21 protein-coding genes are annotated in these 26,138 nt (G+C 45.5%); 7 read left to right on the top strand and 14 right to left on the bottom strand.

All coding sequences use genetic code 11. The features are described from left to right. Nucleotides 1–94 precede the first annotated feature (94 nt). Nucleotides 95–556 carry an N-acetylmuramoyl-L-alanine amidase gene (locus tag HQ39_RS04040; protein WP_036864006.1) on the bottom strand — a complete coding sequence of 154 codons (462 nt, stop codon included), beginning with the start codon at nucleotides 554–556 and terminating at the stop codon, nucleotides 95–97. 35 nt (nucleotides 557–591) lie between these two features. Between HQ39_RS04040 and HQ39_RS09740 the strand changes: the two genes are divergently transcribed. Then, nucleotides 592–717 carry a hypothetical protein gene (locus HQ39_RS09740; protein WP_255359381.1) on the top strand — a complete coding sequence of 42 codons (126 nt, stop codon included), beginning with the start codon at nucleotides 592–594 and terminating at the stop codon, nucleotides 715–717. On the opposite strand, the gene HQ39_RS09190 is transcribed toward HQ39_RS09740, so the two are convergent. Beyond that, nucleotides 714–1,211, bottom strand: coding sequence for an HU family DNA-binding protein (locus HQ39_RS09190; RefSeq protein WP_052079428.1), 498 nt, complete (start codon nucleotides 1,209–1,211; stop codon nucleotides 714–716). The genes HQ39_RS09740 and HQ39_RS09190 overlap by 4 nt on opposite strands. Nucleotides 1,212–1,901: 690 nt before the next feature. Between HQ39_RS09190 and HQ39_RS04025 the strand changes: the two genes are divergently transcribed. Beyond that, the gene (locus tag HQ39_RS04025) at nucleotides 1,902–2,153 is read left to right on the top strand and encodes a DUF4248 domain-containing protein (RefSeq protein ID WP_036791635.1); all 252 of its coding nucleotides are present in this window, start codon (nucleotides 1,902–1,904) and stop codon (nucleotides 2,151–2,153) included. 1,052 nt (nucleotides 2,154–3,205) lie between these two features. Here HQ39_RS04025 and HQ39_RS09185 read toward each other — a convergent pair. The 8 genes from HQ39_RS09185 to purH all read right to left on the bottom strand — a co-directional run bounded on the left by HQ39_RS09185 (nucleotide 3,206) and on the right by purH (nucleotide 13,924). After that, nucleotides 3,206–4,606 (bottom strand): DUF3078 domain-containing protein, encoded by a 1,401-nt coding sequence (locus tag HQ39_RS09185; RefSeq protein WP_052079427.1) that lies wholly within the window; start codon nucleotides 4,604–4,606, stop codon nucleotides 3,206–3,208. Nucleotides 4,607–4,712: 106 nt separating this feature from the next. Then, entirely contained in the window at nucleotides 4,713–6,584 is a 1,872-nt protein-coding gene (gene abc-f / locus HQ39_RS04010) for a ribosomal protection-like ABC-F family protein (RefSeq protein WP_036863999.1), read from the bottom strand. Between the two features lie 53 nt (nucleotides 6,585–6,637). Then, the gene (gene rodA / locus HQ39_RS04005) at nucleotides 6,638–8,080 is read right to left on the bottom strand and encodes a rod shape-determining protein RodA (protein ID WP_036863997.1); all 1,443 of its coding nucleotides are present in this window, start codon (nucleotides 8,078–8,080) and stop codon (nucleotides 6,638–6,640) included. Continuing rightward, the gene (locus HQ39_RS04000) at nucleotides 8,055–9,938 is read right to left on the bottom strand and encodes a penicillin-binding transpeptidase domain-containing protein (protein ID WP_036863996.1); all 1,884 of its coding nucleotides are present in this window, start codon (nucleotides 9,936–9,938) and stop codon (nucleotides 8,055–8,057) included. The genes rodA and HQ39_RS04000 overlap by 26 nt, the downstream gene beginning before the upstream one ends. Beyond that, complete coding sequence (locus tag HQ39_RS03995) at nucleotides 9,935–10,456, bottom strand: hypothetical protein (RefSeq protein ID WP_036863994.1); 522 nt, start codon at nucleotides 10,454–10,456, stop codon at nucleotides 9,935–9,937. The genes HQ39_RS04000 and HQ39_RS03995 overlap by 4 nt, the downstream gene beginning before the upstream one ends. An 18-nt stretch (nucleotides 10,457–10,474) precedes the next feature. Then, on the bottom strand, nucleotides 10,475–11,326 hold the full coding sequence (gene mreC, locus HQ39_RS03990) for a rod shape-determining protein MreC (RefSeq protein ID WP_036863991.1): 852 nt from the start codon (nucleotides 11,324–11,326) through the stop codon (nucleotides 10,475–10,477). Nucleotides 11,327–11,350: 24 nt separating this feature from the next. Then, nucleotides 11,351–12,370: a rod shape-determining protein gene (locus HQ39_RS03985; protein WP_036845739.1), complete on the bottom strand. Its 1,020-nt coding sequence runs from the start codon at nucleotides 12,368–12,370 to the stop codon at nucleotides 11,351–11,353. Nucleotides 12,371–12,412: 42 nt separating this feature from the next. After that, nucleotides 12,413–13,924 carry a bifunctional phosphoribosylaminoimidazolecarboxamide formyltransferase/IMP cyclohydrolase gene (gene purH, locus HQ39_RS03980; RefSeq protein ID WP_036863989.1) on the bottom strand — a complete coding sequence of 504 codons (1,512 nt, stop codon included), beginning with the start codon at nucleotides 13,922–13,924 and terminating at the stop codon, nucleotides 12,413–12,415. Between the two features lie 344 nt (nucleotides 13,925–14,268). On the opposite strand from purH, the gene HQ39_RS09180 reads away from it, so the two are divergent. Both HQ39_RS09180 and HQ39_RS03970 read left to right on the top strand, forming a co-directional pair. Then, the gene (locus HQ39_RS09180; RefSeq protein ID WP_052079426.1) at nucleotides 14,269–14,598 is read left to right on the top strand and encodes a hypothetical protein; all 330 of its coding nucleotides are present in this window, start codon (nucleotides 14,269–14,271) and stop codon (nucleotides 14,596–14,598) included. A 71-nt stretch (nucleotides 14,599–14,669) separates the two neighbouring features. After that, nucleotides 14,670–15,344 (top strand): OmpA family protein, encoded by a 675-nt coding sequence (locus HQ39_RS03970; protein WP_036863986.1) that lies wholly within the window; start codon nucleotides 14,670–14,672, stop codon nucleotides 15,342–15,344. Between the two features lie 147 nt (nucleotides 15,345–15,491). On the opposite strand, the gene HQ39_RS03965 is transcribed toward HQ39_RS03970, so the two are convergent. The 4 genes from HQ39_RS03965 to ftsA form a co-directional block, all read right to left on the bottom strand. Continuing rightward, complete coding sequence (locus HQ39_RS03965) at nucleotides 15,492–16,691, bottom strand: hypothetical protein (RefSeq protein ID WP_036863983.1); 1,200 nt, start codon at nucleotides 16,689–16,691, stop codon at nucleotides 15,492–15,494. A 1,037-nt stretch (nucleotides 16,692–17,728) separates the two neighbouring features. Next, complete coding sequence (locus HQ39_RS03960; RefSeq protein WP_036863980.1) at nucleotides 17,729–18,178, bottom strand: GatB/YqeY domain-containing protein; 450 nt, start codon at nucleotides 18,176–18,178, stop codon at nucleotides 17,729–17,731. 59 nt (nucleotides 18,179–18,237) lie between these two features. After that, nucleotides 18,238–19,617, bottom strand: coding sequence for a cell division protein FtsZ (ftsZ, locus tag HQ39_RS03955; protein ID WP_052079425.1), 1,380 nt, complete (start codon nucleotides 19,615–19,617; stop codon nucleotides 18,238–18,240). Nucleotides 19,618–19,638: 21 nt separating this feature from the next. Continuing rightward, entirely contained in the window at nucleotides 19,639–21,087 is a 1,449-nt protein-coding gene (gene ftsA / locus HQ39_RS03950; protein ID WP_036863976.1) for a cell division protein FtsA, read from the bottom strand. Nucleotides 21,088–21,312: 225 nt separating this feature from the next. Here ftsA and rpsA point away from each other — a divergent pair, with 225 nt between their 5' ends. The 3 genes from rpsA to cbiD all read left to right on the top strand — a co-directional run bounded on the left by rpsA (nucleotide 21,313) and on the right by cbiD (nucleotide 26,120). Further along, complete coding sequence (gene rpsA / locus HQ39_RS03945; protein ID WP_036791675.1) at nucleotides 21,313–23,115, top strand: 30S ribosomal protein S1; 1,803 nt, start codon at nucleotides 21,313–21,315, stop codon at nucleotides 23,113–23,115. 448 nt (nucleotides 23,116–23,563) lie between these two features. Next, nucleotides 23,564–24,283 (top strand): precorrin-2 C(20)-methyltransferase, encoded by a 720-nt coding sequence (gene cobI / locus HQ39_RS03940; RefSeq protein WP_036863973.1) that lies wholly within the window; start codon nucleotides 23,564–23,566, stop codon nucleotides 24,281–24,283. Beyond that, the gene (cbiD, locus tag HQ39_RS03935; RefSeq protein WP_036863970.1) at nucleotides 24,276–26,120 is read left to right on the top strand and encodes a cobalt-precorrin-5B (C(1))-methyltransferase CbiD; all 1,845 of its coding nucleotides are present in this window, start codon (nucleotides 24,276–24,278) and stop codon (nucleotides 26,118–26,120) included. Before cobI ends, cbiD begins: the two co-directional genes overlap by 8 nt. Nucleotides 26,121–26,138: the final 18 nt, after the last annotated feature.

Raw genomic sequence — 26,138 nt, 5'->3', positions numbered from 1 at the left:
CTTTTTCTTGTTTTACAAGAGGGATTTCTTGTATTTCTCTCTGCTTTTTCAAGCCCGGTTGTTTTATTTCCATCTGTTTCAGAGAGGTAGAGCCTTACAGCTGTTTATATTCTTGTTTGGCATCAAAGCAGGGACAGAGTTTTATCCACTCATCAGGAGAAATTTTTCCATCTCTGTTTCTATCGGGGCTTAAATCTCTATGCCCGACTATCGCAGCATCCGGATAAAAGTGTTTTAGAGCTATCAGAAGAGTTCTTATCGTATGCTTCTGCTCCACTGTCCGAGTATCTGCCGGTTGTCCATCCTTTCCTATGCCACCTTCGTAGCATATCCCTATGGAGTTTACATTGTGTCCGTAAACATGTGCACCTATTTCCTCTATCTCTCTGGTTTTGTGCAGAGAGCCATCTGTACGGATGTAGAAGTGATAGCCGATGCCTCGGAATCCGCGCGCAGTGTGATCTCTTCTCAAATCTTCAACGGAGTAGTTGCCATCTATCCGTGTTGCGCTACAATGCAGCACTATGAGTCTTATTTTTCGTCTGTTGTTATCCATTGTTACAGGTCTTGGTATTATGGTTAAAAATCTGTTTGGGAAAGAAGACCGGAGCAAGAGAGGTGTTGCTCCGGTCTTTGTCATTCATCCTCTCAGAAGCCGTCAGAGAGCATCCCGGAGAGATAAAGAGTGGGGCTGTCGGTGTCGGTGCGTACGCTTAGAAAGATCCTTCGCCGCCGCCGTTCTGCTCTCCTGTCGAGTCTCCTGCGCCACTGCCTGAAGTGTTATCGGCAGAACCGCCTGCTTCCGGCTTGTTCTTCTTTTTGGCGTACTCCTCTATGTTGGTCAGCGATGCCTCTTTGATGGCTGCTCTTAGCCATTTACCGGCGTGAAATCTCGGTTTTGCTCCTTCGATCTTAGAGATGTTGAAGCTTTCTTTGTCCGTTGTGCTTTTGCTTTTGATCACAAGAGAGAGTCTTCCAAGATCGCCCAGACTCACACGCAGACCCTGCTTGAGGAAGAATGACGAAGCCCATGCGAGGTTGTCCAAAGTGGCTTTGACATCTGCGGTGGATACACAAGAGCGTTCCGATATAAGCTTTGCCATATCCTCCACTCCGACGTCTCCGATGCTTTTGGCTCTTGCAAAGACGAGCTTTTCACTCTTTTTGTTGATGCCGTTTTTCGATTCTTGAACTTTGAAATAGATTGCCATAATAAAAATGTTTTTAGATGGTGAATAATAAAATAGTTAGGTTTTGGTGTCCTTTGGAGAGTGGCGAGTTGCCGTTTCTCTCTTAAGACATTGCAAAGTTATAACACACCGGATGGCACTTCTGTAAAAAGAGGTCGTTCTCGGTCGTATTTGAATAATCGCTTTACTAATCATTTATTTGCTGTAGAAGTGATCTGTTTTTCTTCTTTTCCTGTCAAACCGGCTCTCTTTTCTCTTAAAGTGAAAAGTGTTGCAATAATGGAAATAACTGTTTAACTTTGCGACGAAGAGTTTTAAGAGGGACTCTCATGAGCGTTGCAAAGCCTGCCTTTTTCTGTTTAAGGAAGAGAGCGAAGCACCGGAAGCCATACCTATATATATAAGGAGGTTTTGGAAGAGGGCGGAATAGGCGCCAAAGAGAGCCCTCGCAGCCGGAAAAAGTATGGTTTGGTTTCGTTGAGGGAGAAGACAGAGCCTGTTCTCTCTATTTTTTTGCCATACTCTTTCTTCTCTTTTCTTCAATCCGTTATTCCCGGTAAGAGATTGAAGAAAAGACAGAAAACGGGTTGCTTAAAACTCAAGCCGTTTACAGACTCTGATTTGAGAGCTGTTTCAAGGGCTCCAAACTTAAAGAGTGAGAGATTATTCTATAAAACCATCATATCGTAACCAAGTAAAACAGAAAACAGCATGACACAGAACCAAAACACTATTCAAAGACAAAAAGCAAAATATGCCGTGATGACCGTGAAAGAAGTTGCCGTATGCTATTACCCAACTTACTCTCCAAGATATGCCTCTCAAAAGTTCAGAAGAGACATCGAAGAGTATCCGGAGCTAAAGAAAGCATTGGAAGCGCATGGCTGGCAGATGAATAAAAGGAGCTTTTTCCCTGCCCACCTGGAGCTTCTAAAGCAATATCTTGGTGCATGGGACGTGTAATGCCTCCCTCCTTTTTCCTTTTATCTCTTTCCGAAATACTCAATCCCGTTTTTAAGAAGCCGTGGTATAAATCCCGAAAATCGGATTTGTATCACGGCTATTTCGTTTTCTTAAAGTTGAAATGCAAGTTCTGAATTATCTTCTTTAGCATTGTCTCGGAGGATAAAAAAAACAACCCGTTTTTCCGGGAGCTTTTATATAAAAATGGAGAGTGGCTGGTCAGGCTGTTTAGATGAGATTTTGGAATGATTTTTTCATTTTTGAGGAAGTCATTTTAATGTAATCTTTTTGTTTACAATTTGATATGGCAAAATCTCGAATTTGGAAAAAATTTTTTCTCAGTCCGTTCCATGGGGCTTTTTTGCGTTAATAAGTGTTGATTTTGGCGCGGCTCGTTGTGAATATATCTTAACTCAAAAATGTGGGTAAAAGGGGGCGTTTTTAGCTGAAATTGTTTACTTTGTTGATAATCAGCTTATTGATTGTTTTGGCTAAACACGTTAACCGAATCCGGTAAACGTGTTTAATGAAATCGGTAAACGTGTTCGTTGAAAAATTAAACACGTTAAGCCGAAAGAATATGCTCGTTTAGTGTTTTGAGTGAACAGGTATCGGAATTTATGTTAATAAAACAGGCTGATTTAACAAATTGGGCGCTGCTCTGAAAACGACCCCTCCGATCAAAATAGAGAGACGGAAAAAAGTGGGCTTTTTGCGGTATGGAATATATAAAAATGAAGGCTTCGAGGAGGGAGAAAAGTGCAGAAACTACTCCTGTTTTTATGTCTCAAATTATCCTTATTCTTGACATCGGTTTCTGTTGTGAGATAGAGTCCCGGAATCACTTTCGTTTGCTCTCTGCTTACGCTTTTTTCTCTTCCGGTTTTTGCCTTTTCTTTTTCTGTGCCGGGACTCTCTGTTTGCAGAAAGGGTACAAGGAATGACTTCTTGGGAACGGGAAAAGAAGTTGCTCTGAAGGAGGGGGTAAAATGGAAAAGTCCTCCCAAGACACTGTCTTGAGAGGACTTTTCTATGCTTGTTCCGTAGAGCGTTTAACGCAGTTTGTAGTTGAAGCCGAAGCTAAACAGCTCTGTAAACTGGAGAAGATCTCTGAAGCGTCCGCCGGTGTTCTTTACAGCATCATCGTATCTGAGGTTTACGTTGAGACGGGTGGAGAAGTAGCGGTTGAGCGATATGGATAGCGTGTTTTCCCACTCTGTCTCTATGCGCTTGAATGTCGTACCATAATAGAATCGGCTTTGCCAGTTGACGGTTTGGCTTATATCAAAGTTGAGAGCCGCGCGCATCGTGGATCCGAAAGCGACGATGTAGGTCTGATCCGGATTGAGACCGGCACGGGCCTTGTCTATATCCTCTCTGATGGTCGCTTTGTAGCTCACGGAGAAGGGCGCGATATTGGCAGAAAAGCGAAGACGTTTGAACTTATCACTGTCGAACCTCTTGTCTATCTCGTACTTCATACCGAGACCGGCATCCACAGCAAGAGGGGAGAGGAGTGCCGTGATAAGGTCTTTGCTGTTCTCTTTTCTGTTTTTAAGCAGCTGGGTACGAAGCTCTCCTGAAAGTGTGTAGTACCAGTTGGAGGTTGCTTTGATACCGAAGTTGGAGTAGAGTCGCAGGAGGTCTTCGGAGATCTTATACTTGTTTACGGTATCGTTTGGAGCGTTGTAGATCCCGATTTTAGACTCCAATTCATTGGTCCACTTCACTTTGTTTTTGACATAGCTCAAGCTAAAGAAGTTTCGGGCAAAGATGTTCAGGTTGCTTGTTCCTCCCTTGTGCCAGTTCTTGGAAATATGGTTCTGGGAGAATTGGATGGTACTTTCAAAACCTTTGATCCAGTAGATAGGGTCTACTTTTGCCGTCTCGAAATTTTCTTCCTGTGCAGAGATCGCGGGTCCTTGCTTTACCTCAAAACGGTTGTCATACTTCACGGCATCCACTTTCTCGAGGGTGATGGCTTTCGGAAGCATTTCGGATGTCATGTTTACGAGAGCCACGTTGGATGCCATAAAGTCTCGAAGGAAAGATTTGCCATTCTGCCACGATGTTACAAACGAGCTTACCGGAGCGGCCGGCTCTATGGAGAGTGAGTCTGCAACAGCTACCAGAGAAAGTGCCGAAGGTGTATTGAGCAGCTTGTATCCCTGCTCCTTTTGTGTTTCTACGGTTTGAGAGAATGCTCTTTCGTCCCACATCTTATTGATGTCGAATACGATAGGGAGAAACAGCTGAGAGAATATCGTTGTGTCTTTATAGGTGTATCCCTCCGGAATCGGAACGATCTGCTTGGATAGAATCTCTGCAATGGAGGAGGAGCTATTCCGTAACGGTGGGGGAGGTGTCTCGCTATTTTGGGCTGTGATATTGAGTGCATGGAGAGATAGAACCAGCAACAATACAGCTGGAATTTTTCTAAATATCAGTCTCATAACTTACGATCTTTGGGGATGTGTGTTTCCGGATTTAGTTGTATTTAGTCTGTGCTTTTCGCCACAAAGTTACAATAAATATACAAAAGATAGTTGCTCTGCTCTGCTAACTTTGCTCTATCTCACTCAGTTCCATCCATCGTAATGTCTTTTCGTCTATCTCGTTGGATAATTCCGGAAGACGTATGGAGTGCTTCGTGAGAGTATCAATATCCAATGTTCCACTGCAAAGAGCTGTTTCTATCTCTTCTTTTTCGGATTCGAGAGCGGCAATCTCTGTTTCCAGTCTTTCCAGCTCTTTCTTTTCGTTATAGGAGAGCTTGCGCTTATCGTTCAGGCGGATGCGTGCGACTTTTTCTTCTTTCGGCTTGGTGTTTTCTTTCTCGTGCTGTTTGTGGAGCTCCTGCCACTCTCGATACTGTGTGTAGTTGCCCGGAAAGTCTCGAATGTCTCCCTGACCGTTGAATACCATCAGGTGATCCACCACTTTGTCCATGAAATATCTGTCGTGAGAGACCACGATGACACAGCCTTTGAACTCACGGAGATACTCTTCGAGGATGTTGAGTGTTATGATGTCGAGATCGTTCGTAGGCTCATCCAGTATGAGGAAGTTGGGATTACGCATCAGAACGGTACAGAGATAGAGTCTTCTTTTTTCTCCTCCACTCAGCTTGTGTACATAGCTGTGCTGCGCTTCGGGAGAGAAGAGAAAGTGTTGTAGAAACTGAGAGGCGGTGAGATGCTTCCCGTTGCCCAACTCTATCACTTCGGCTATCTCCTGAATGACGTCTATCACCTTCATCTCTTCGTTGAAAGAGAGTCCGGCTTGAGAGTAGTACCCGAATCTGACGGTCTCGCCTATCTCTAAACTACCGCTGTCCGGCAAGATCTCTCCCAAGAGAATTTTGAGAAATGTGGACTTGCCCGTTCCGTTGTTGCCGACAATGCCGAGCTTTTCATAGCGGGCAAAGATGTAGGAGAACCGGTCAAGTATGATGCGGTCTCCGAATCTTTTGCAGAGATTTTCTGCTTCAAAGATTTTACTGCCGATATAAGAGGCTTTCACGGAGAGCTTTACTTCTTCGTTTTGGAAGCGTTGCTTTGCCACTTTTTCCAGCTCGTAGAATGCTTCTTCGCGGTATCTTGCTTTGTGTCCTCTGGCTTGAGGCATTCGTCTCATCCACTCCAGCTCGGTGCGGTAGAGGTTGTTGGCTCGTTCTATCTCTGCACTTTTAGCTTCCATGCGCTCTTCTCTCTTTTCGAGATAATAGCTGTAATTGCCTTTGTATTGGTAGAGCTGCTTGTGGTCTATCTCTATGATTTCGGAGCAGACCCTGTCCAGAAAATATCTGTCGTGCGTTACCATGAGCAGGCTGATGCGTGTCCGTGAGAGGTGATTCTCCAACCATTCCGTCATTTCAAGGTCCAAATGGTTGGTCGGCTCGTCCAAAAAGAGCAGATCCGGCTCTGTGATAAGGACATTGGCAAGGGCTACACGCTTGAGCTGACCGCCGGAAAGTGTTCCGATCTTTTGGTCAAGATCGGTGATTTTAAGCTGCGAAAGTATCTGCTTGGCTTGTTGCTCGTACTCCCAAGCCCCTGCGGCATCCATCCGTGATAGCAGCTCCTCCATTCCGGGATGCCCTTTTGTCTGCATGCAATGCTCATATTCGCGGATGAGGTTCACCGTTTCGTTGCCGTGCATGAAGCATGCTTCCAATACGGTAAGGTCTGCCGGGTAGTGCGGATCTTGCTCCAAGTATCCTACACGAAGATCGTTCCGATAGGTAATATTCCCGCTATCGTAGCCCTCTTTACCTGCCAAAATATTCATCAGAGTAGTCTTCCCTGTTCCGTTTTTTGCAATCAGCCCTATGCGTTGCCCTTCGGCAATGCCAAAAGAGATGTCCTGAAAGAGCAACAGACTGCCGAAAGACTTGGTGAGATCTTCTACTTGTAGGTACGGATTTGCCATTTTGAGTATCGTATTTATTGGATCTTTAGAGGGTAAAAAGAGTTGAAAGCGTATCAGTGAGGCTTGTTTGCCGAGTCTATCTTAAGGAGAAGAAAGATGAGCAAAGAGAAGCTGAGCATGGAGGAGCCTCCATAACTGAAGAACGGAAGGGGAATGCCTATGACGGGAGTGATGCCGAGAACCATGCCGATATTGATAACAATATGTATGATAAAGAATGATGCCACAGAATAGCCGTAGACCCTGCCATATATAGTGGATTGACGATCTGCCACTATCAGCAACCGCCAAACCAAAAACAGGAAGAGGAGAAGTACGGCAGATGCTCCCACAAATCCTTGTTCCTCTCCGATGGTAGAGAAGATAAAGTCTGTCTCCTGCTCCGGTACGTATTTCAGCTTGGTTTGTGTTCCGTTGTGAAATCCTTTGCCCAAGAGTCCTCCGGAGCCGATAGCTATCTTGGACTGATTGACATTATATCCAATCCCTTTCGGATCGTCTTCCATCCCCAACGAACTGCGAATACGGATCTGCTGGTGAGGCTGGAGGATATTGTAAAAGAAGTAATCGACACTCGAATATATGGCAACGGAAGAGAGCATGAAGCCGACAATGAGCAGGCTTGGAAGATGTCTGCGAAAGAGATAGTTCAGGCCTCCGATGATGGCGAATATGATACCGGAAGAGATCGGAACCCATGCCCAGTTTACAGGCATAAAGAGAGAGGCGATGCCGAAACCGATAGCCGCAACAACCGGAATGCCAAGGCACAGTATCCATAGTCTTCTTACTCGTACATAGCGAAGAGCCAGGATGGCAGATACAATATATAAGAGTGAAAAGCAGAAGAGAAGACCAAGATTGGTGCCACCTATATTTTCTCCCGAAAAGCGGATAGACAATATCACGAAAGAGGCAACGAACGTGATGAGAAGAAGGTAAAGAGCACTTAACCCTTCACGATAAAAGACAAGAATGAGTCCGAAGAAAGCCACGGCAGAGCCGGTTTCATTCTGTCCGATGATTAAAAGAATCGGGGCAAAAACAATGAGGACTGCCACAAAAAACTCTTTTCTGCTGCGGAGATCGAATTCGTATCTTGCCATCCATGCTGCCAATGCCATCGCTGTAACCATCTTGCTAAACTCCGCAGGCTGTATCCGAAACGAACCGATGGCAATCCATGAACGAGAACCCTTAATTTCCGGAGCTATAAATATGGTGAGCAGCAGCACAAAAAGCATCAGGACATAGAGATAGAAAGAAGAGGACTTGATCAGATTCAGATCTATAAACATCAATGCTCCGCCTATGAGCAGAGTTGCTCCTATCCAAATCAGCTGCGCTCCTGCTCTGCCGCTGAAATCCAACAGTGGAGCATTGTCCATCTCATAGGTAGCAGAGGCTATGGTAAACCATCCCACAGCCGCAAGCAGTATATATACAAGCAGAGTGATATAGTCCAGCTGCTTAAAGGGATTTATTTTGTCCTCCATATTCCGGGTGTATTGGGATGAGTTGTGTAGAGAGCATCTTTTGTTCGTATGCTTTACCGTCAGGGCTTAGCTCTTCATCGGGTTTAAGATACTTCTCCATCATAAGTCGGGCTATCGGTACGGCAAAAGATGCTCCAAAGCCGGCATTTTCGACATAGACGCAGATCGCAATCTTGGGAGCGTTTCTCGGGGCATATCCCATAAATATGGAGTGGTCTTCTCCATGGGCATTCTCTGCTGTACCGGTCTTGCCACATACTTCGATGCCCGGTATTGCTGCTTTTCTGCACGTACCTCCGGTTACTGCTGCCGCCATTCCCTGATCAAGATATTGGAAGATGCCTGCCGGCATCTTGGTACTTCTTCTTTCTACATGAAGCGTATCGGCAGGTAATCCATCTATTCTCTCGACAATATGAGGAGTATAGAAATGTCCTTTGTTGGCAATGATTGTGGCTAAATTGGCTATTTGTAGTGGAGTGGTAAGTATCTCACCCTGTCCGATGGAGATAGAGATAATGGAGGATGAGTTCCACTGTTTCTTGAAAATATTATCGTAGACCTGACTATTGGGTATATATCCTCTTTTCTCTCCGGGCAGATCCACTTTTAGAGGATAACCGAATCCCATTGCAACCATGTGATCTTTCCAAATGTCGAAGCTGTTTTGGATAGATCCATACTTGGATTTGTTTTCCAACATCGCTCGCAGCCCCCAACAGAAAAAGGCATTACATGAAGTCGCGATAGCCGGAACTATACTCAAGGGAGAGCCATGAGGGTGGCACTTAGGGCGTCCGCCGAGCAAAGGATAACCGCCATGACAACTGTAAACGGTGTTAGGCGTGATGACATTCTCAGCCAAAAAGACTGCTCCTTGTGCCAGCTTGAAAGTGGATCCGGGAGGATATGTCCCCATAATCGCTCTATTAAAGAGCGGCTTATGAGTATCTTTGGCTAACAGATTGTGATTCTTACCTCTCTCTTTGCCTACAAGCATACCGGGGTTGAAGGATGGAGCCGAAATCATACAGCGTACAAGCCCTGTCTCAGGCTCGATCATTACTATTGCTCCTCGCTTTCCCAGCATCAGTTTCTCGCCGTATGCTTGGAGTTCTATATCGAGTCCGAGATGCAGGTCATGCCCTGAGACCACCTCTTTATCCAACTCCCCGTTTTTATATTTCCCTTGTATGCGACCTTTGGAGTCTCTAAGAAGAACTTCTACCCCTTTTACACCTCTCAGTATTTTCTCATAGCTCGCTTCCAATCCGGTACGACCAGAGTAGTCTCCCGGAATATAGTAGGGATCTCGCTCTATATCTTCGGGTTGAACTTCGCCTATGGAGCCAAGAATGAGAGCGGCAACGGGATGATTGTAGTCTCGAACGGTACGACTCTCTATACTGAATCCGGGAAAACGATACAGCTTTTCTTGTAGCAGCGCAACCTCTTGATCCGAGATTTGTGAGATAAGAAGCTGAGGAAGGAAAGGGGTATAACCTCTGTTTTTTTTCTTATCTCGGATCTCCACAAAACGTTGAGCAATATACTCCGGCTCGACATTCAGTATCCGTGCAAGCTCCAACGTATCGAAAGGAGTAACCTCTTTGGTTACAACCATGATATTCGATGAGGACTTATTATACACCACAAGCTTTCCTTTGGCATCGTATATCATTCCACGCGACGGGTGGATTATCTTTTCGTAGAAAGCATTACCGTCTGCTTTTATCTTGTACTCATCGGAGAGAAGCTGCAGATAAAACAGACGATATATAAAGAACAGAATGACCAGAGTAAACCCCAGCCCTATGTACACCTTACGGATGGCAAATCTGGGATTTGACTTTCTCATTTCAGCTTGTTAGCTCTGGTATTGAAGTAGTGGAAGATAAGAGTAACAAGAATACTCAGAAGTGATGTCCCTACAATATAGGGCGGCAGATGGGAAAACATGTAGACGGAGAATGCTTCCGTAAAAAGGGTGAGAGACACAAGCAGAGTAACAAAGAAGAGAAGGTATAAAAGATACCCCGTCAGCTTTAAGCTTTTTGTATCAGGCCTTCCTGTCCCTTCTTCCAACTCCTCTTCATCCATAAAGATGAGCAGGAATGGTCTGCGTAGAAATGCCACAATGGTTGCGGCAAACATGTTTATCCCCATGGTATTCATGAATACATCCAACAGCAGTCCGGCAAGAGAAGCTGAAAGGATAATGCTCCAGCGCGGTAGTTTTACACTGGCCGAGAATATGGGATAGAGATAGACCAAAGGGAGTGCATACTGATACACTCTGATATGATTGAAGAACAGAGCTTGAAGCAGCACAAACAGCAGCAGCTGAAGAAGCAGAAGTGAGATTTTTCGCCACATTTCACGAAAAGCTTTATCCTATTTGATAGAAACCTTATCCAGGCTATCCCTCTCAAACTTGTGTATATTCTCCACCATATATACGTATCGGAGTCTCTCGAAATCGGTAGCCAACTTTACCCGAAGAGATAGGAAGTTATCGTCTGTGGACTTGGTCTCTCCTTCCACGATACCAACAAAGAGACCTTTCGGAAAGATTGTGGAGAAACCACTTGTCAGCACCGTATCTCCGGGTGTATAGGAAAGATGTTTGGGCAATCTGGTAAGCACGGAGTGTGTCAAATCTTCTCCATCCCATTGAAGACTACCCAAATACTCCTGATTGGAAAGTTTACAACTCAGAGAGAAAGAGTTATTGATCAAAGGAAGTACTTTGGAAAAATGTGTTCCAACAGCCACGACAGACCCCACGACTCCCTTGGTTGAAAGAACGCCCATATCGAGTTTGACTCCGTCCCGACTACCTTTATTTATTGTAAGATAGATTGTTTTCGTGAGGTTTGTACGCCCCACCACTTCGGCAACAGAGTACTCAAAATCGGATGCCGGACTCTCTTCCGTTGCAAAGACCGTATTATACGAAAGGCTGTCTACCTTATATCGCTCTATGGTTGCATTCAGTTTCAGCAGCTCTTTCTCCAGTAAAGCGTTGGAACGCATCAGCTCCAAGTTTGCATCATGCAGCCCTCTATACTTATCGAACTCCCCTTTATAAGACATGACATACCCTACCAGCCGGTTAGATGTGCCAAAGAGAACACTTCCGTGGTAGTTGTTTCTGTTATACATCAACGTTACTGCTATGATCTCAAGAAGAACAAACAGCAAGACATGTATATTTCTCCTTAGGAGTTCAAAGAGTTTATGCACTTCGGAGCAGAGGCTTTATTCCGCTTACTTTATAAGCAGTCTGTATTTGCTTGTGTTCTTAAGAGCTTCGTATGTCCCCATGGAAACCATGTGAAGAGGATCTTCCGCCACATGGAAAGGTATCTTGAACTTGTTGGAGAAACGTCTGTCCAATCCCTTGATAAGAGCACCACCGCCTGCAAGATAGACTCCGTTGCGAACGATGTCTGCATACAGCTCAGGCGCAGTGTTGTCAAGAGCATTCTCTATGGCGGTTTCTATTTTCAGTATGGACTTTTCCCAACATTCGGCAATATCCTTGTGGCTCACCTTTATGATCTTCGGAAGTATGCCTACCTGATCTTGTCCGCACACCTCAAACTCTTCGGGCGGATTTTCAAGGTTGATCAAAGCAGAGCCTACGCTCTTCTTGATCTGTTCTGCCGTACGTTCACCTATCCTCATATTGTGTTCCGTCTTCATGAAGTTCACTATATCGTTCGTGAGCTCATCTCCGGCAACCTTTATGGACTTATTGGAAACGATACCACCGAGAGATATTACGGCAATTTCGGTAGTACCCCCACCTATATCCACTACCATGTTACCCATCGGATCCAGAACGTTCAGTCCTATTCCTATTGCCGCAGCCATCGGTTCGTGTATCAGATACACCTCATTGGCGCCGGCTTTCTCTGCAGCCTCCTTTACGGCTCGGACCTCCACGTCGGTACTGCCGGAAGGGATACAGATGACGATCTTCAAAGATCTTGGAAGAAATCCTCTTCCCGGAATAGCCTTTCTGATCAGTTCGCGTATCATCACCTGACACGCTTCCAAGTCTGCCACCACACCGTCTCTCAAGGGACGAATGGAACGCAGATCGTTATTCTCCTTTTCAAAGTTGCTGTAAGCCATATCTCCCACAGCCTCCACTTTGTCTGTCTTCTTATTGATCGTGACATAGGAGGGCTGATCCACCACCACCTTTCCATCATGAATGATGACGGTATTAGCAGTCCCCAAGTCCATAGCCAACTCATGTTTGAATGAAAAAAAGCCCATATCTTTTCTCTGTGTCTGTGTATTCTTGTTATTCTTTTCCTTTTAATGCTTGAAATGCCTTGTTCCGGTAAAGCACATGGCTATACCGAAGTTGTTGCAGGCAGCCACCGACTCTTCGTCTCTGACAGAGCCTCCGGGTTGTATGATTGCTGTTATGCCGGCTTTGTGGGCCTCTTCCACGCAGTCGCTAAACGGAAAGAACGCATCCGAAGCCAGTACAGCCCCTTGCAAAGAGAAGCCGAAGCGTTCTGCTTTCTCTATCGCCTGTTTCAAGGCATCTATTCTCGAAGTTTGTCCAACACCTGCGGCATACAGCTGTCCGTCTTTAGCCAAAACTATCGCATTGCTCTTACAGTGCTTCACAATCTTATTAGCAAAGAGCATGTCTCTTATCTCCGCTTCCGTCGGTTGCTTCTCTGTTACGGTCTTGCACTCTTCTTCGCTTTGAGAAGAGCAGTTTCTCTCTTGTACGAGAGTACCATTGAGGCAGGTGCGAAGCAGATGGTCTTGAAGCGTAGAGTGTTCTTTGCGTTCCAAAATGATTCTGTTCTTTTTCTCCCTAAGAGTGTTCAGAGCCTCTTCGGAGTATTTGGGAGCAACGATCACCTCAAAAAAGAGTTTGCCTATCTCCTCTGCGGCGGAGAGGTCTACCTCTCTGTTGGTTACGAGTATGCCTCCGAATGCAGAGAGCGGATCGCAAGAGAGTGCTCTCATATAGGCATCTTTGACATTTTCGCCTGTTGCCAATCCGCATGGGTTATTGTGTTTCAGTATGGCAAAAGCCGGTTTTGCACTGAACTCCTCTATGATCCCGACAGCAGCATCTATGTCGAGAAGATTATTGTAGGACAACTCTTTCCCGTTGTGTTTGGTGAAAAACGCATCAATGTCTCCTCTAAAGCTCGCCTTTTGATGAGGGTTCTCTCCGTATCTCAAAGGCATGGACTCCTCAACGCTTTCCCCTGCGAGGTAAGACGCAATGGCTCCATCATACATGGCAGAGAGCTTGAATCCTTCTGTTGCCAAGGCACGTCTCTCCTCTTCCGAGGTTATGCCGCCACGTTCAAGGATGCCTTCTATCGTCTTGTAGTGTGCTATCGAAGGGCAGAGTACGACATCCGCATAGTTTTTTGCAGCAGCCCGTATCAAAGAGATACCGCCTATGTCTATCTTCTCTATGATGGCTTGATGCTCCGCACCGCTCTTTATCGTATCGACAAACGGATAGAGATCCACGATCACCAGATCTATGTGCGGGATCTGGTACATTGCACACTGCTTGTCATCATCGGCATTGGAACGCCTTGCCAGTATCCCACCCATAATGCTTGGGTGAAGAGTCTTCACTCGTCCGCCAAAGATCGAGGGGTAGTTGGTCAACTCTTCCACCGGAGTGCAGGAATAGCCCAAACGTTTGATATACTCCTCCGTTCCTCCTGTGGAGACGATCTCTATATCGAGAGCGTTCAGCTTGGAGAGAATGACATCCAAGTGATCCTTGTGATACACCGATATCAGTGCCTTCTTGATTTTTCTTGCGTTCTTTACTTCCATCTGTTCTGTATACGGTATCGGGATAAACTTTTCTTTTATCTGAACCACAAATATAGCTATTTATCAGCAGAGTTCAACACCGAATAAACACTAAATACCATTCAAAAGAGAGGGGTGAAAACGCTTATTATCCTAAGAGATCTTAACGATGCCCAATAATGGCTTGAGCAGATCTGTTTTTTGATGAAAAGAGATCCCTGTAATCGTATCACGATACCCCTAAAGCAGGTCAAAATCTTTACTCTGAATGGTATAAAGTGCAGTAGTCGGAAAAATATTTTTACCTTTGTCTTGTACAAAATATCGTAAATAACGAGAGACAACCATCCCAATACGAGTAAAATATGAAGACATACGATGACGACGAAATGGTCAATTACATCTTGACCCATGCCACTTCCGAGGAGTTGCGACAGTTGGATGATGACAAGATCATCTATCTTACCGATTTGGTGGATGAGTTTTTGGAGTCTCGCGGTTACTTTGACGAGGAGGATCCGGATCTTGAAGCGCTGGAGGATATTCTCTCTTTGAAGAATACGGAGTTGTACGATTTTGTTGTTAAAAACATAAAGAGGGACGACTTTGAAGACTTCTCCCTCTCTCCCGAATCATTTAAAGAGTTTTTGGCTTTGGACGATGATTATCGGGATACACTCGAAGACGAGGAGTAACAGATAGAAGAAAAAAAGCCCCGAAGAGCCATCTCTTCGGTATTTGATAATCCTAAAAGAGAATATAAAGCATGAAAAATCTGAAATCTATTGTAGGCGTATCCTGCCTTGCTACGGCTCTGATGTTTAGCGGTTGTGGCGCAAATAACATGGTAAAAGGTACAGGAATTGGCTCCGGAGCCGGTGCAGCTGTTGGAGCAGGCATTGGTAAAGTTGCCGGTAACACGGGTGTAGGTGCCATTATCGGTGCTGTCGTCGGAGGTGTTGCGGGTGGACTTATCGGCAAGCAGATGGATAAGCAAAAGAAAGAGTTGGAACAGGTGATACCCGAAGCAAAGGTAGAGACCGTGAACAACGGGGAAGCGATCCGCGTTACATTCGATAGCGGCATTCTGTTTCCTACCAACTCCAGCACTCTTAACGCTGCTTCCAAGACTGCCCTTGCCCGTTTTGCTGCCAACATGAAAGAGCACCCCGATACCGATATACGTATTGTGGGACATACCGATAATACAGGTAGAGCGGAGTATAATCAGAAACTTTCCGAAAAGCGTGCACTAAGCGTGTTCAACTATTTGGTGTCTCAGGGTATCGCTTCCGGTCGTATCAACTCTTACGGAGTAGGACTGACTCAACCGATTGCCGATAACAGCACAGTGGAAGGTCGCGCTCAAAACCGTCGTGTAGAGGTGTTTATCCTCCCTAATGCAAAGATGATCGAAGAAGCGAAGAGTGGAAAACTATAATCTCCCGTTCCGACCATTAGAATAGATAAAAGGCTGTGATGAAAGGGCAAACCTTCATTACAGCCTTTTTTGTCGTGTTTATCAGACTTCAAAGAAATTTGTGAGTCTATGAATAATATCACTCAAATTCATAGCTTTGGGTGAAATCTAATCTCTCATTACTATAACATATAAGTGCTCAATAAGTTTTTTCATACTTATTTCCTTCTCCGATTCATATCCCCAAGTAAAAAAAGTAACCTTTACCGACTTCTTATCTTCGGCCCACTTAACACTTCCTGGCTCAATGACAATCCAATGAAACCTGGATAAGGATAACAGATTAGAACTACCAGTGATCATTTTAGCATCTATGAGAAAGAAAGATCTCTTTCTTTTTCGGAATGCCTCTAAAATTGCTCTTTTATGAGTCTTTGCTGATTCTATCCGTCCAACGCTCAGTCTTTGCCGTATGTGTTCACCCGGGTATATTCGCTTTAACCAGTATACTATGTCCCTGGGAGGAGTATAGCAAGCCCTCCAGTCGGAAGTCTCGTGCAATTCCTTGAGCAACTTATTTCTCATTTCTCGCATCGAAGCTAAAAGCATCCAGTCAATTGCAGGTAATGTTTCCCTTTTACTTCTTTTTAATTTTGCACTTGGACGCAGGTACAATCCTTTCACAGGACATTCTCCTGCTTCATAAAGAGAAATGATAGCAGTGAGATAAGTTATGGGATCTGACTTAAAAAGGTCATAAGCGATGGCGGCGGGTCCGCAAAGTGCAGTTTTTCCCTGATAAGGGTAGAATCTTTGAAGAATTTTTGTTGAGGAGTCCCACGTTGATAATATCTTATATTCATCCTGAGATATCTCACTGCGAAAAAACCTTGCTTTTAGTTCCAAGTAGATTTGCTTTCTGCTGTAGTGCCTCCATACGCGACTGGACATTTCAGGTTTATTTGCAAAATGTTCAAGGATCTTTTTTATTCTCTTTTCGGAGCTCTCGCTTGACTCTGAAAAAGGAGTCTCCAATGTAAATGAAAGTTCATATTTTGCCCCATCTCCACTCAGTGTACATGTCGATTCTCCTGAATTGGCGTATGGAGTTATCTTGACCTTATTAATGTAATCGTGTCCATCATACCATGTTCCTTTGTCCAGATCCCAAACTTCTATTTGAATGTAGCTCTCAAAATCGAATTTGTCGTTTAGCCAGATAGTCTCCCCCTTTTTAATATTTTTTGCAACACGAATTCTAAAAGGATCTCTGCCGTCAATAACAATTTTCAATGATGGTTCGTCTCCATCTTTTCCATAGTCTTCTGGTATAATGCATTTTAAATAATTTAACTTTATTGTGCTCATAATAAAAAGTTTGTGGTTAAATATAATTATACTCTTGGTTTATATTGATGTTTTACATAATTGTTTAGCCATCTGTGTTTAGTTGAACTATCTTATTTTCTTTATAGTTAAGTGTCTGTAAATAATGTCTTCCTACGAAATAAGTTTTGCGTGGTGTTAAAAACTTAATTTTTTACTTGTTTTTCAAAAGTAGTGGTTTTTTCTGTATAAAACAAGTGATAGATTTAGAGGATAAGAAAATACTTCATTTCTTTCTCTAATAGTGATAATATGCTTTTGAAATGTAAGATAAATAAGTCGGTACTTTTTATATAAAAATGGAGAGCAGTTTTGAGGGCTTCTCAGGTGGAATTTTGAGGTGAATTTTCCATTTTTGAGGAAGTCGTTTTGAGGTAACTCTTTTGTCTTCAAATTGATATGACGAAATCGCGAATTTGGAAAAAATTTTTTCTCAGTCCGTTTGATAGGGCTTTTTCGCGTTAATAGGTGTGAATTTTAATGCCTATATTTGTGAATGTTTCCTAATAAAGAAATTTGCCTTTTCGTGGTCATTTTAGGCCAAAAATACTTAATGGTTTGATATTTAGTGCTTTGTCTGTTTTGGCTGAACACTTTAATTGAATCCGGTAAACGTATTAAATGAAATCGGTAAACGTGTTCATTGAAAAATTAAACACGTTAAGCCGAAAGAATATGCTCGTTTACCGTTTTGGGTAAACAGGTCTCGGAATTTGTGTTAATAAAACGGGGTGATTTAACAAATTCGGCACCCCTCCGGAAACACCACCTCCGATCAAAATAGAGAGACCGAAAAAAGTAGGCATTTTTCGGTATGGAATATATAAAAACGCGCTTCGGGAAGCTCGCTTTTTTGTGGTTGATTTCAGATAAAAAACGGGCTATCCGAGAGTGTGATCGGATAGCCCGTTATAGGATGTTGCCTTTCGGCATTTGGAACGTCTGTTTTGCTTCGATTGTGTGAAGCATCGCACCGTATATGGGGAGCCTTTTCTCCCGAAACGGCAAGAGTGCGTTGTTTAGGAGAGGAGCTTCTTTACCACTTCGGAAAGAACCTTTCCATCCACTTGTCCGGCGAGTCGTTTGGACGCTTCACCCATGACACGTCCCATGCCTTTCATGTCTGCCACTCCGAGCTCGGCTATGAGGGCTTTTACGTGTGCCTCTATCTCCTCCATGGAGAGCTGCTTGGGGAGAAACTCTTGCAGTACTGCAAGCTGTGCTTCTTCCTCTTGTGCGAGATCTTCTCTGCCTTGTGTGCGGTAGATCTCTGCACTTTCGGTGCGTTGTTTTGCAAGCTTTGCCACGATTTTGGTGGCAGCTTCGTCTGTCAGTTCACCGTCCGAACCTTTGGCGGTTTTTGCTTCCAAAAACTCTTTCTTGACGGCTCTGAGTGCTTCAAGGCGTACTTTATCTTTAGCAAGCATGGCGGATTTGATGCCATCGCTTATGGTGTCGAATAGGCTCATATATCTCTTATATATATTATATGTATGTGTTAATTGTTTCGTTGTACCGGGGTGTGGGTTTACTTCTTTCCGAATGTGATGACATCCGAATCCCACTCACGATCGTTGTCGTGCTCTTTGTTCTCTTCCGTTTGCCCTTTGTCCGAAGTGCCGGATGCGGATGATGCAGAGCCGGAAGCTGCTGTCTCTCCCTCCTTTATGCCTCCATCGGATGGCTGACCTGCCGTTGCTCCCTCTTTCGGAGTGCGAAAACGCTCGATCATAGAGTCTACACGGCGCAGAGTCGGAGTGTCTTGGATAAAGGAGATGAAGATATCGTTGTCCAGCTCTTCCTCTTCAAAGATGACAGACTTCGGCTTGCTCGCCAGAACAATGCTGTCTCCCATCGCCTGCTTGTAGTACTCGCGGATGCGGTTGAGGTCTTTTTCGTTCGTGATGTTCGGCTTCGCATCTTTGAGGCTAAAGCCTGAGGCAAGGATGATAACCTTGACCTTGTCTCCGAGAGACTCGTCCAAGCCGTAGCCCCATATCCATCCGTAGCGTCCTTTGAGCCTTCCCGTAAACTCTCCTATCTGCTCTTGGATGGCATCCATCTGCGGTGCACTCTCTTTGGAGAAAGAGACATGCAGAAGGATTCGACCTGCTTCGGCAACATTCGCAGAGTTGAGGAGAGGAGAGTTCAAAGCGGAGTCTATCGCCTCTATCACTGCATTTTTACCGGAACCATACCCATGACTCACGATGGCAACGCCGCCATTGCTGAGCGTTGTATGAATATCCGCAAAGTCGAGATTGACGATGTCGTCGCGAGTGATGACGTCCGAAATGGAGCGTGTGGCTATTGTGAGCGTATCATCAGCCTTATCCAAGGCATTCATGATATTGAGATCGGAGTAGACGAAACGGAGTAGCTCGTTGTTGATGACCAGCATCGCGTCTATGTTTTTACTCATCTCGTCAAGTCCGTCTAACGCTTTCAGGATCTTCTCTTGTCCCTCAAAAAGGAACGGAATGGTAACGATCCCCACGGTGAGGATACCCATCTCTTTGGCGATGCGAGCCACGACGGGAGCAGCTCCTGTACCTGTTCCGCCACCCATCCCGGCAGTAATAAATGCCATGCGAGTGCCGTCATTGAGAGCTCTGCGAATCTCTTCTTCGCTCTCTTCTGCGGCTTCTTTTGCCACTTCTGGCTTATCTCCGGCTCCAAGTCCGCGCGTCCGATTTTCTCCTATACAGAGTTTGTGTGGGATGCTACAGCGTTGGAGGTGTTGCCGGTCTGTATTACATAGAAGATAGGTGATGTGCTCTATGCCCTCTTTATACATGTGATTGACGGCATTTCCACCGCCTCCTCCCACACCTATCACCTTTATGATGGGGGAGGTATTGGAAATGGTGTCTCCGTTTATATCGAGTAGATTATCTGTAGTTGTCATAAGCTATAATCTTCTAATACATTAATTTTCGGTTTCGTCCGGAGGTGTTATGATGTCCATAAAGCTCTTTGCCCAACCCATAAAGCCTCCTTTCTTCTTCTGCTTCTGTGCGGAGGAGGTGGTGTCTCTTGTCGGCTCCGGCTCCGGTTCTATCTCTTCTATCGGTTCGTCGAACTCTATCTTCTGAGCTTGCGGTGTCGTCTCTGTGGCGTAGCTCTCTTCCGGCTCTTCTTTTCCCTGTGTTCCCTGCGGCTCTACCGCTACCTCTTTTATCTCTGTCGGCTTTGCCACGGGGCGTGGCTCTATACACTCTTCGTACGCTTTACTGATAAGAGCATAGAGCAGATGCAGATGAGGCTTTGCGATATAGGCTCTGTTGGCAGGGCTTACCTGGAGATGTTGGCTCAAGGTAGAGGCTTCGTGGACGTTTGCACCCAGTGCATCGGATAGCATCTTAGTGATCCCGGTAAGCTGGGAAGCTCCTCCCGTGATGATTATATCGCCTCCGATCTCACCTTTATTGATCATCTCCCAAAGATGATGCCGGATGTTGTCCACGATCTCCTGTGTACGCGCTTCGATGTATTTGTCTATCTCGTACTTGCTGATCTGCTTGGTGGAGAGCTTGTCTCGTGTATTGACCTCTACGAAAGTCTTATCTCCATAAACCGGTTGGCACGTTCCCACGGAGCATTTGACCCTCTCTGCCTCTGACGGAGTGATGTGTAGCGAAGTGATGTCTTGTGTTATGTTTTGACCTCCAAGCGGTATCACTCTGACGCCTTGCAGCAATCCGTTCTTGTATACGCAGATTGTGGTGCTGCCTCCACCGAGATCGATGAGCACGCAACCCAGCTTCTTGTTGTCGTTTGTCAGGAAGATGTCGGAGAGTATAAGCGGTGAGATTTCGATGTTACAGATCTCATAAGGGAGTTTATTGGTGAGCACCGATATGAGGTTGTGCTTCTTTTGCGGTTTGGCAAGCAGAAGACGGAAACGGGCATCCAGCTTCATCGCCTGCACTCCGACCGGATCGGATGTGTATTGGCTGTTGACATAATACTCCGGAGACTCTATCATGAGAAGCTCGTACCCGGTAAGCTCGAAAGAGGAGGCTTGTTGGCGAAGCTGTTCGACATCTTCATCCGTGATTTCGTGAGGCGAATCGAACGTGAGCGACTCCAAATGTTGTGCCGTTCTAAGGCTTTGTCCTCCTATCCCGGCGTACACTCGCGAGACCTTTTTTCCTGTAAGGCGTTCGAGCGTATTGAGAAGAGACTGGACTTTCAGCGCTGTGGTTTCGAGGTTGAATATTGTTCCGCGAAGAATGCAGCCATCGGTGGGTTCTTCTGCATTGGCTAAGATATTTATGGTGTATGCTCCTCCTTCAAAACGCTTGGTTGCGATAGCCCCTTTTATAGAGGAGGAGCCGAAGTCTATTACCGCTACGGTTATGTTTTTATTCTCCATGAGAGGTCTGTTTTGATGTGATACAAAAATACATTTTTTTCGCTTAAATGGAAAGAAAAACAGCCTCTCCCGACCCTTTTTTTACATTCGCACATAACTCCCTAAGAATAAACAGGAAATAGATTGTTATATCAGAAAAAATCTATACCTTTGCAGCCGTGCTGAGTGGCACGGATAATCAACATAATGTCCAACTCACTAAAGCTTAATTTTAATTTTTAGTTAATGAACAAATCTTACAAAGACGTGAAGCCCTTAGAGGACTTCAACTGGGAACAATTCGAGGAAGGCTCAATTATTTCCGAACAACCAAAAGAAGAAGTTGAAAAAGCTTACGACAACACCCTTAGCGCCGTTAAGGAGCAAGAGATTGTGGTAGGTCGTGTAAGCTCTATCAACAAAAGAGAAGTAGTCGTGAATATCGGCTACAAGAGCGAAGGCGTGGTGCCTTATGCAGAGTTCCGTTACAATCCGGACCTAAAAGAGGGCGACGAAGTAGAAGTCCTTATCGAAAGCCAAGAAGACAAGAAAGGGCAGCTTGTACTTTCACACAAGAAAGCTTGCGCAGTACGTTCTTGGGAGCGTGTGAACAAAGCTTTGGAGAACGACGAAATTGTGAAGGGTTATGTAATGTCTCGTACTCGTGGTGGTATGATCGTAGAAATCTTCGGTATCGAATCTTTCTTGCCGGGATCTCAAATAGACGTGAAGCCGATCCGCGATTTCGATGTTTACGTAGGCAAAACAATGGAGTTCAAGATCGTGAAGATCAATCAAGAGTTCAAGAACGTTGTGGTTTCTCACAAGGCTCTTATCGAAGCAGAACTCGAACAACAGAAGAAAGCAATCATATCTACGCTTGAAAAAGGTCAGATTCTCGAAGGTGTGGTTAAGAATATCACCACATACGGTGCATTTATCGACCTTGGCGGTGTAGATGGTTTAGTACATATCACAGACCTTTCTTGGGGTCGTGTAAACCATCCTGAAGAAGTGGTACAACTTGATCAAAAGATCAACGTGGTTATCCTCGACTTCGACGATGAAAAGAAACGTATCGCACTTGGTCTTAAGCAACTTACTCCACATCCATGGGATAACCTTGATGCAAACTTGCAAGTGGGCGACAAGGTTAAGGGTAAAGTGGTTGTGATGGCAGATTACGGTGCATTTGTAGAAATAGCTCCGGGCGTGGAAGGTCTTGTTCACGTATCTGAAATGTCTTGGACACAACACTTGCGCAGCGCACAAGAGTTCTTGAAAGTAGGCGATGAGATCGAAGCCGTAGTCCTTACTCTCGACCGTGAAGAACGTAAGATGTCTCTTGGTATCAAGCAACTTAAGCCGGATCCATGGGCTGACATCGAAGAGAAATTCCCTGTAGGCTCACAACATACAGCCAAGGTTCGCAACTTTACCAACTTCGGCGTATTTGTTGAGTTTGAAAACGGTGTAGATGGTCTTATCCACATCTCCGATCTATCTTGGACAAAGAAGATCAAACACCCAAGCGAATTTACTCAGATCGGTGCTCCTATCGAAGTGAAAGTACTTGAAATCGACAAGGAAAACCGCCGTCTCAGCCTTGGTCACAAGCAATTGGAAGAGAACCCATGGGATGTATTCGATACAGTATTCACTGTCGGTTCTATCCACGAAGGCGTAATCACAGAAATGATAGAGAAGGGTGCGGTAGTGGCTCTACAATATGGTGTAGAAGGTTTTGCTACTCCAAAGCATCTTGTAAAAGAAGATGGTACACAAGCTCAAGTGGACGAGAAACTTCCATTCAAGGTTATCGAGTTCAACAAGGACGCTCGTCGCATCTTCCTTTCTCACAGCCGTATCTTTGAAGATGAGCAAAAGAAGGCTCGTCAAGAAGCATCTAAGGAACGCCGTGAAGCTAAGAAGGCAGAACAAGCACCTGCATTCACAGCTACAGCTACCACAGTAGAAAAATCTACTCTTGGTGATCTTGAAGAGCTCGCAGCTCTTCGCGAAAAGATGTTAGGCGGTAACGAAGAATAATCTTAGATTATACATCATATTAAAAGCCCGGTGAAATCAATTTCATCGGGCTTTTGTTTTACCTTCTATATCCCCGCATCTTTTGCAGAGGAATCTCCTTCCCTCTTTCCCGTTTCAGGATCAAGAGTTTTGATAAAGCCATTTGAAAATCGGGTTATTCACTTTAATTTCTTTTTCTAAACCTGTTCGGAAGAGGAAATCAAGGCTTGAAAACTGCATGGCAAGGCTTGATTGCCACTTTTCAAGTCTTGGTTGCCACTAATCGAGCCTTGAATCTTAAATCTTTACAGGTTTACTTCCACTTTTGAACGGGTTAAACTCTTTTTGTGAACAGATTAAAAGCAAAAATAGAACGACCAAGAGGAGGGCTTTGTCGCGGGCAGAGGGCAGAACAGCCCCATTGAAATATTTCCGTACCTTTACACGGAAAACAGACTATCACTTATCCATGACAAAAACAACGGCATACGCTCCTCAGTGCGTCTCGTTAGGTCCGGGAGATCCCAACCTTCTCACGCTCGGAGCTTTGAGGATACTTCAGGAGGCAGACGTTATCTTCTGTCCGGCTACCATAAGAGAGAGTTCCGTCGCTTCACGTGCAAGAGACATCATGCTCGCTGTCGGCATAGAGGAGAGCAAGATGAGACTGTTTCATGTACCCATGAGCAAAGACCGCTCGAAGGCTATGGCTGCTTACGCAGAGGTTGCCGGGGAGATATTCCAAGCCGTTCAGAAAGGTCTCCGAACCGCATTCGTGGCGGAGGGGGACTCCTGTTTCTACTCCTCCGTACACTATATATCCGATATTCTATTGGAGCATCACGGCTTGTCCGCAACGCATACCGCCGGTGTCCCTGCCTTTATTGCTTGCGGCTCTTTGGCAGGTATTCATATCGTGAAGCAGGATGAACCACTCTCCGTTTATCCTTCCAATGTTACACCGGAACAGATAGAGAAAGATCTCTCGGAGCATAAAACCGTGGTGCTGATGAAGGTCTCCCAGCAGCAACAGACGCTTCAGACTCTGCTGCAAAACCGTCCCGATCTCTCGTGGCACTACTTTGAGAATGTCGGGGTATCGGGCAAAGAGTACTACACGACAGATAAGAGCATCATAGCCGAAAGGGAAGTGCCTTACTTTTCTATCCTGATCCTTCGCAATGAGTGAACCTGCAATACTTGTAATAGGAGGGACAACGGAAGGCAAGATAGCCGCCAAGGTGTGCGACGAAGCCGCAAAACCTTACTTCTACTCCACGAAAAACCGTTCGGGCGAAGTGGAATGCGCTCACGGCATACGCCTTACGGGCGGATTGGATGAAGAGAGTATGCCCCGTTTTTGCAGGGATAACGGTGTGGCTCTTATCATAGATGCGGCTCATCCTTTTGCCTTGAATGTCCATGCCAATATCGGCAGGACGGCAGAGCTGTTGCCGGATATTTCGACCATTCGTATGGAACGTTCGTTTCCGCAAGTGGATTCACGCATCATTCCGTTCGATAGTTATCAGGATGCCATTGCCTATCTTTTCGAGCAGGACATCACTTCGCTGCTTGCTCTTACGGGCGTCAATACGATAGCAAAGCTGAAAGATTATTGGACGAAACACACTTGCGTTTTCCGGATAATGCGGAGAGAGGAGTCGCTGGAGAGTGTCAAGGCAAACGACTTTCCACTCGAACAGATTGTCTTCTATGACGATGAGCAGGACGATGAAGCTCTTTTCAAGAAAGTGCAGCCGCAGGCAATCATCACCAAAGAGAGCGGTGAGAGCGGAGGTTTTGCCGATAAGGTGAGTGTGGCACTACGCATGGGAATACCGGTGTTGGTGATACGCCGTCCGCCTCTGCCCTATAATCCTACGGAGACAGTCTATGGACCTCACGGACTGAGAAAGAAGATCGAAGCTCTTCTACCTTCATTTTTCCCTCAAAAAACCGGATTCACCACAGGCTCATGCGCTACGGCTGCCACGAAAGCAGCCATCACAACGCTTCTTACAGGCGAAGAGCAGGAGACAAGTGAGATTTTACTGCCCAACGGAGAGCCGGTAACTCTCCCCATTGCATCTACCGGTGTGGAGAGCGATGGCGGTATCATCTGTTGTGTGATAAAGCAGGCAGGAGACGACCCCGATATTACCGATGGTCTGGAGATCTGTTCGTCTGTTTCGTGGAGCAGGGATGTGCCGAAGGGAGAAGTGAGATTTCTAAATGGCGAAGGTGTCGGCGTGGTTACGCTTCCGGGTTTGGGGCTTGAGATCGGAGGGCCTGCCGTGAATGCCACTCCTCGAAAGATGATGACGGCAGAGGTGTTGCGCACGCTCGACCATTACGGCTACCACCCGGATATGGGCATCAACATCAGAGTCTCGGTACCTAAAGGACGAGAGACGGCAGGCAAGACCTTCAACCCTCGTCTCGGTATAGAGGGCGGAATATCCATACTCGGCTCGTCCGGTATAGTGAAACCTTTCTCCACGGAAGCGTTTATAGCCTCTATCAAGAGAGAGGCTCAGGTCTCCAAAGCAGTAGGTGTAACGCATCTTGTGATCAACTCCGGAGCAAAGAGCGAAAGGTATCTTAAAGCACTCTATCCCGACTTCCTCCCTCAAGCATTCGTACAGTATGGCAACTTTATAGGTGAAACGCTGAAGATTGCAGAGGACTTGGCATTCGAGCAGGTTACGCTCTGCGTGATGATAGGTAAGGCTGTCAAGCTGGCCGAAGGTGCTCTGGATACTCACAGTAAGAAAGGCGTGATGAACAAAACCTTTTTGCAGGAAGTGGCAAAGGAGTCGGGATGCTCTTCGGATACCATCCGGCAGATCGGAGAGATCACTTTGGCGCGCCAGCTTTGGGAGATCGTCCCGGCAGAGGAGCGTCTATTTTTCGACAGACTGATCTCTTTGTGCCGTCTGCACTGCTCGTCTCTGTTTACGCATGGAGCTTTTCATATATTGCTGATGGACGATGAGGGCAATGTTCATCGCTCTTCTGTCTGAACTCTTTTCTCTCTCCTT

It is taken from the genome of Porphyromonas sp. COT-108 OH2963, from assembly GCF_000768895.1.
Lineage (GTDB): Bacteria > Bacteroidota > Bacteroidia > Bacteroidales > Porphyromonadaceae > Porphyromonas_A > Porphyromonas_A canoris.
This window is presented reverse-complemented; position numbering and strand designations above follow the sequence as displayed.

What these genes read in the sequence shown, in the direction of transcription:
- HQ39_RS09190 (WP_052079428.1), bottom strand. Translation starts at nt 1,211, where the DNA reads ATGGCAATCTATTTCAAAGTTCAAGAATCGAAAAACGGCATCAACAAA.
- rodA (WP_036863997.1), bottom strand. Translation starts at nt 8,080, where the DNA reads ATGGAGGACAAAATAAATCCCTTTAAGCAGCTGGACTATATCACTCTG.
- HQ39_RS09185 (WP_052079427.1), bottom strand. Translation starts at nt 4,606, where the DNA reads ATGAGACTGATATTTAGAAAAATTCCAGCTGTATTGTTGCTGGTTCTA.
- HQ39_RS03995 (WP_036863994.1), bottom strand. Translation starts at nt 10,456, where the DNA reads ATGTGGCGAAAAATCTCACTTCTGCTTCTTCAGCTGCTGCTGTTTGTG.
- HQ39_RS03960 (WP_036863980.1), bottom strand. Translation starts at nt 18,178, where the DNA reads ATGAGCCTATTCGACACCATAAGCGATGGCATCAAATCCGCCATGCTT.
- HQ39_RS09180 (WP_052079426.1), top strand. Translation starts at nt 14,269, where the DNA reads ATGAAGACATACGATGACGACGAAATGGTCAATTACATCTTGACCCAT.
- cobI (WP_036863973.1), top strand. Translation starts at nt 23,564, where the DNA reads ATGACAAAAACAACGGCATACGCTCCTCAGTGCGTCTCGTTAGGTCCG.
- ftsA (WP_036863976.1), bottom strand. Translation starts at nt 21,087, where the DNA reads ATGGAGAATAAAAACATAACCGTAGCGGTAATAGACTTCGGCTCCTCC.
- HQ39_RS03965 (WP_036863983.1), bottom strand. Translation starts at nt 16,691, where the DNA reads ATGAGCACAATAAAGTTAAATTATTTAAAATGCATTATACCAGAAGAC.
- rpsA (WP_036791675.1), top strand. Translation starts at nt 21,313, where the DNA reads ATGAACAAATCTTACAAAGACGTGAAGCCCTTAGAGGACTTCAACTGG.
- HQ39_RS04000 (WP_036863996.1), bottom strand. Translation starts at nt 9,938, where the DNA reads ATGAGAAAGTCAAATCCCAGATTTGCCATCCGTAAGGTGTACATAGGG.
- HQ39_RS03985 (WP_036845739.1), bottom strand. Translation starts at nt 12,370, where the DNA reads ATGGGCTTTTTTTCATTCAAACATGAGTTGGCTATGGACTTGGGGACT.
- purH (WP_036863989.1), bottom strand. Translation starts at nt 13,924, where the DNA reads ATGGAAGTAAAGAACGCAAGAAAAATCAAGAAGGCACTGATATCGGTG.
- HQ39_RS03970 (WP_036863986.1), top strand. Translation starts at nt 14,670, where the DNA reads ATGAAAAATCTGAAATCTATTGTAGGCGTATCCTGCCTTGCTACGGCT.
- cbiD (WP_036863970.1), top strand. Translation starts at nt 24,276, where the DNA reads ATGAGTGAACCTGCAATACTTGTAATAGGAGGGACAACGGAAGGCAAG.
- HQ39_RS04025 (WP_036791635.1), top strand. Translation starts at nt 1,902, where the DNA reads ATGACACAGAACCAAAACACTATTCAAAGACAAAAAGCAAAATATGCC.
- ftsZ (WP_052079425.1), bottom strand. Translation starts at nt 19,617, where the DNA reads ATGACAACTACAGATAATCTACTCGATATAAACGGAGACACCATTTCC.
- abc-f (WP_036863999.1), bottom strand. Translation starts at nt 6,584, where the DNA reads ATGGCAAATCCGTACCTACAAGTAGAAGATCTCACCAAGTCTTTCGGC.
- HQ39_RS04040 (WP_036864006.1), bottom strand. Translation starts at nt 556, where the DNA reads ATGGATAACAACAGACGAAAAATAAGACTCATAGTGCTGCATTGTAGC.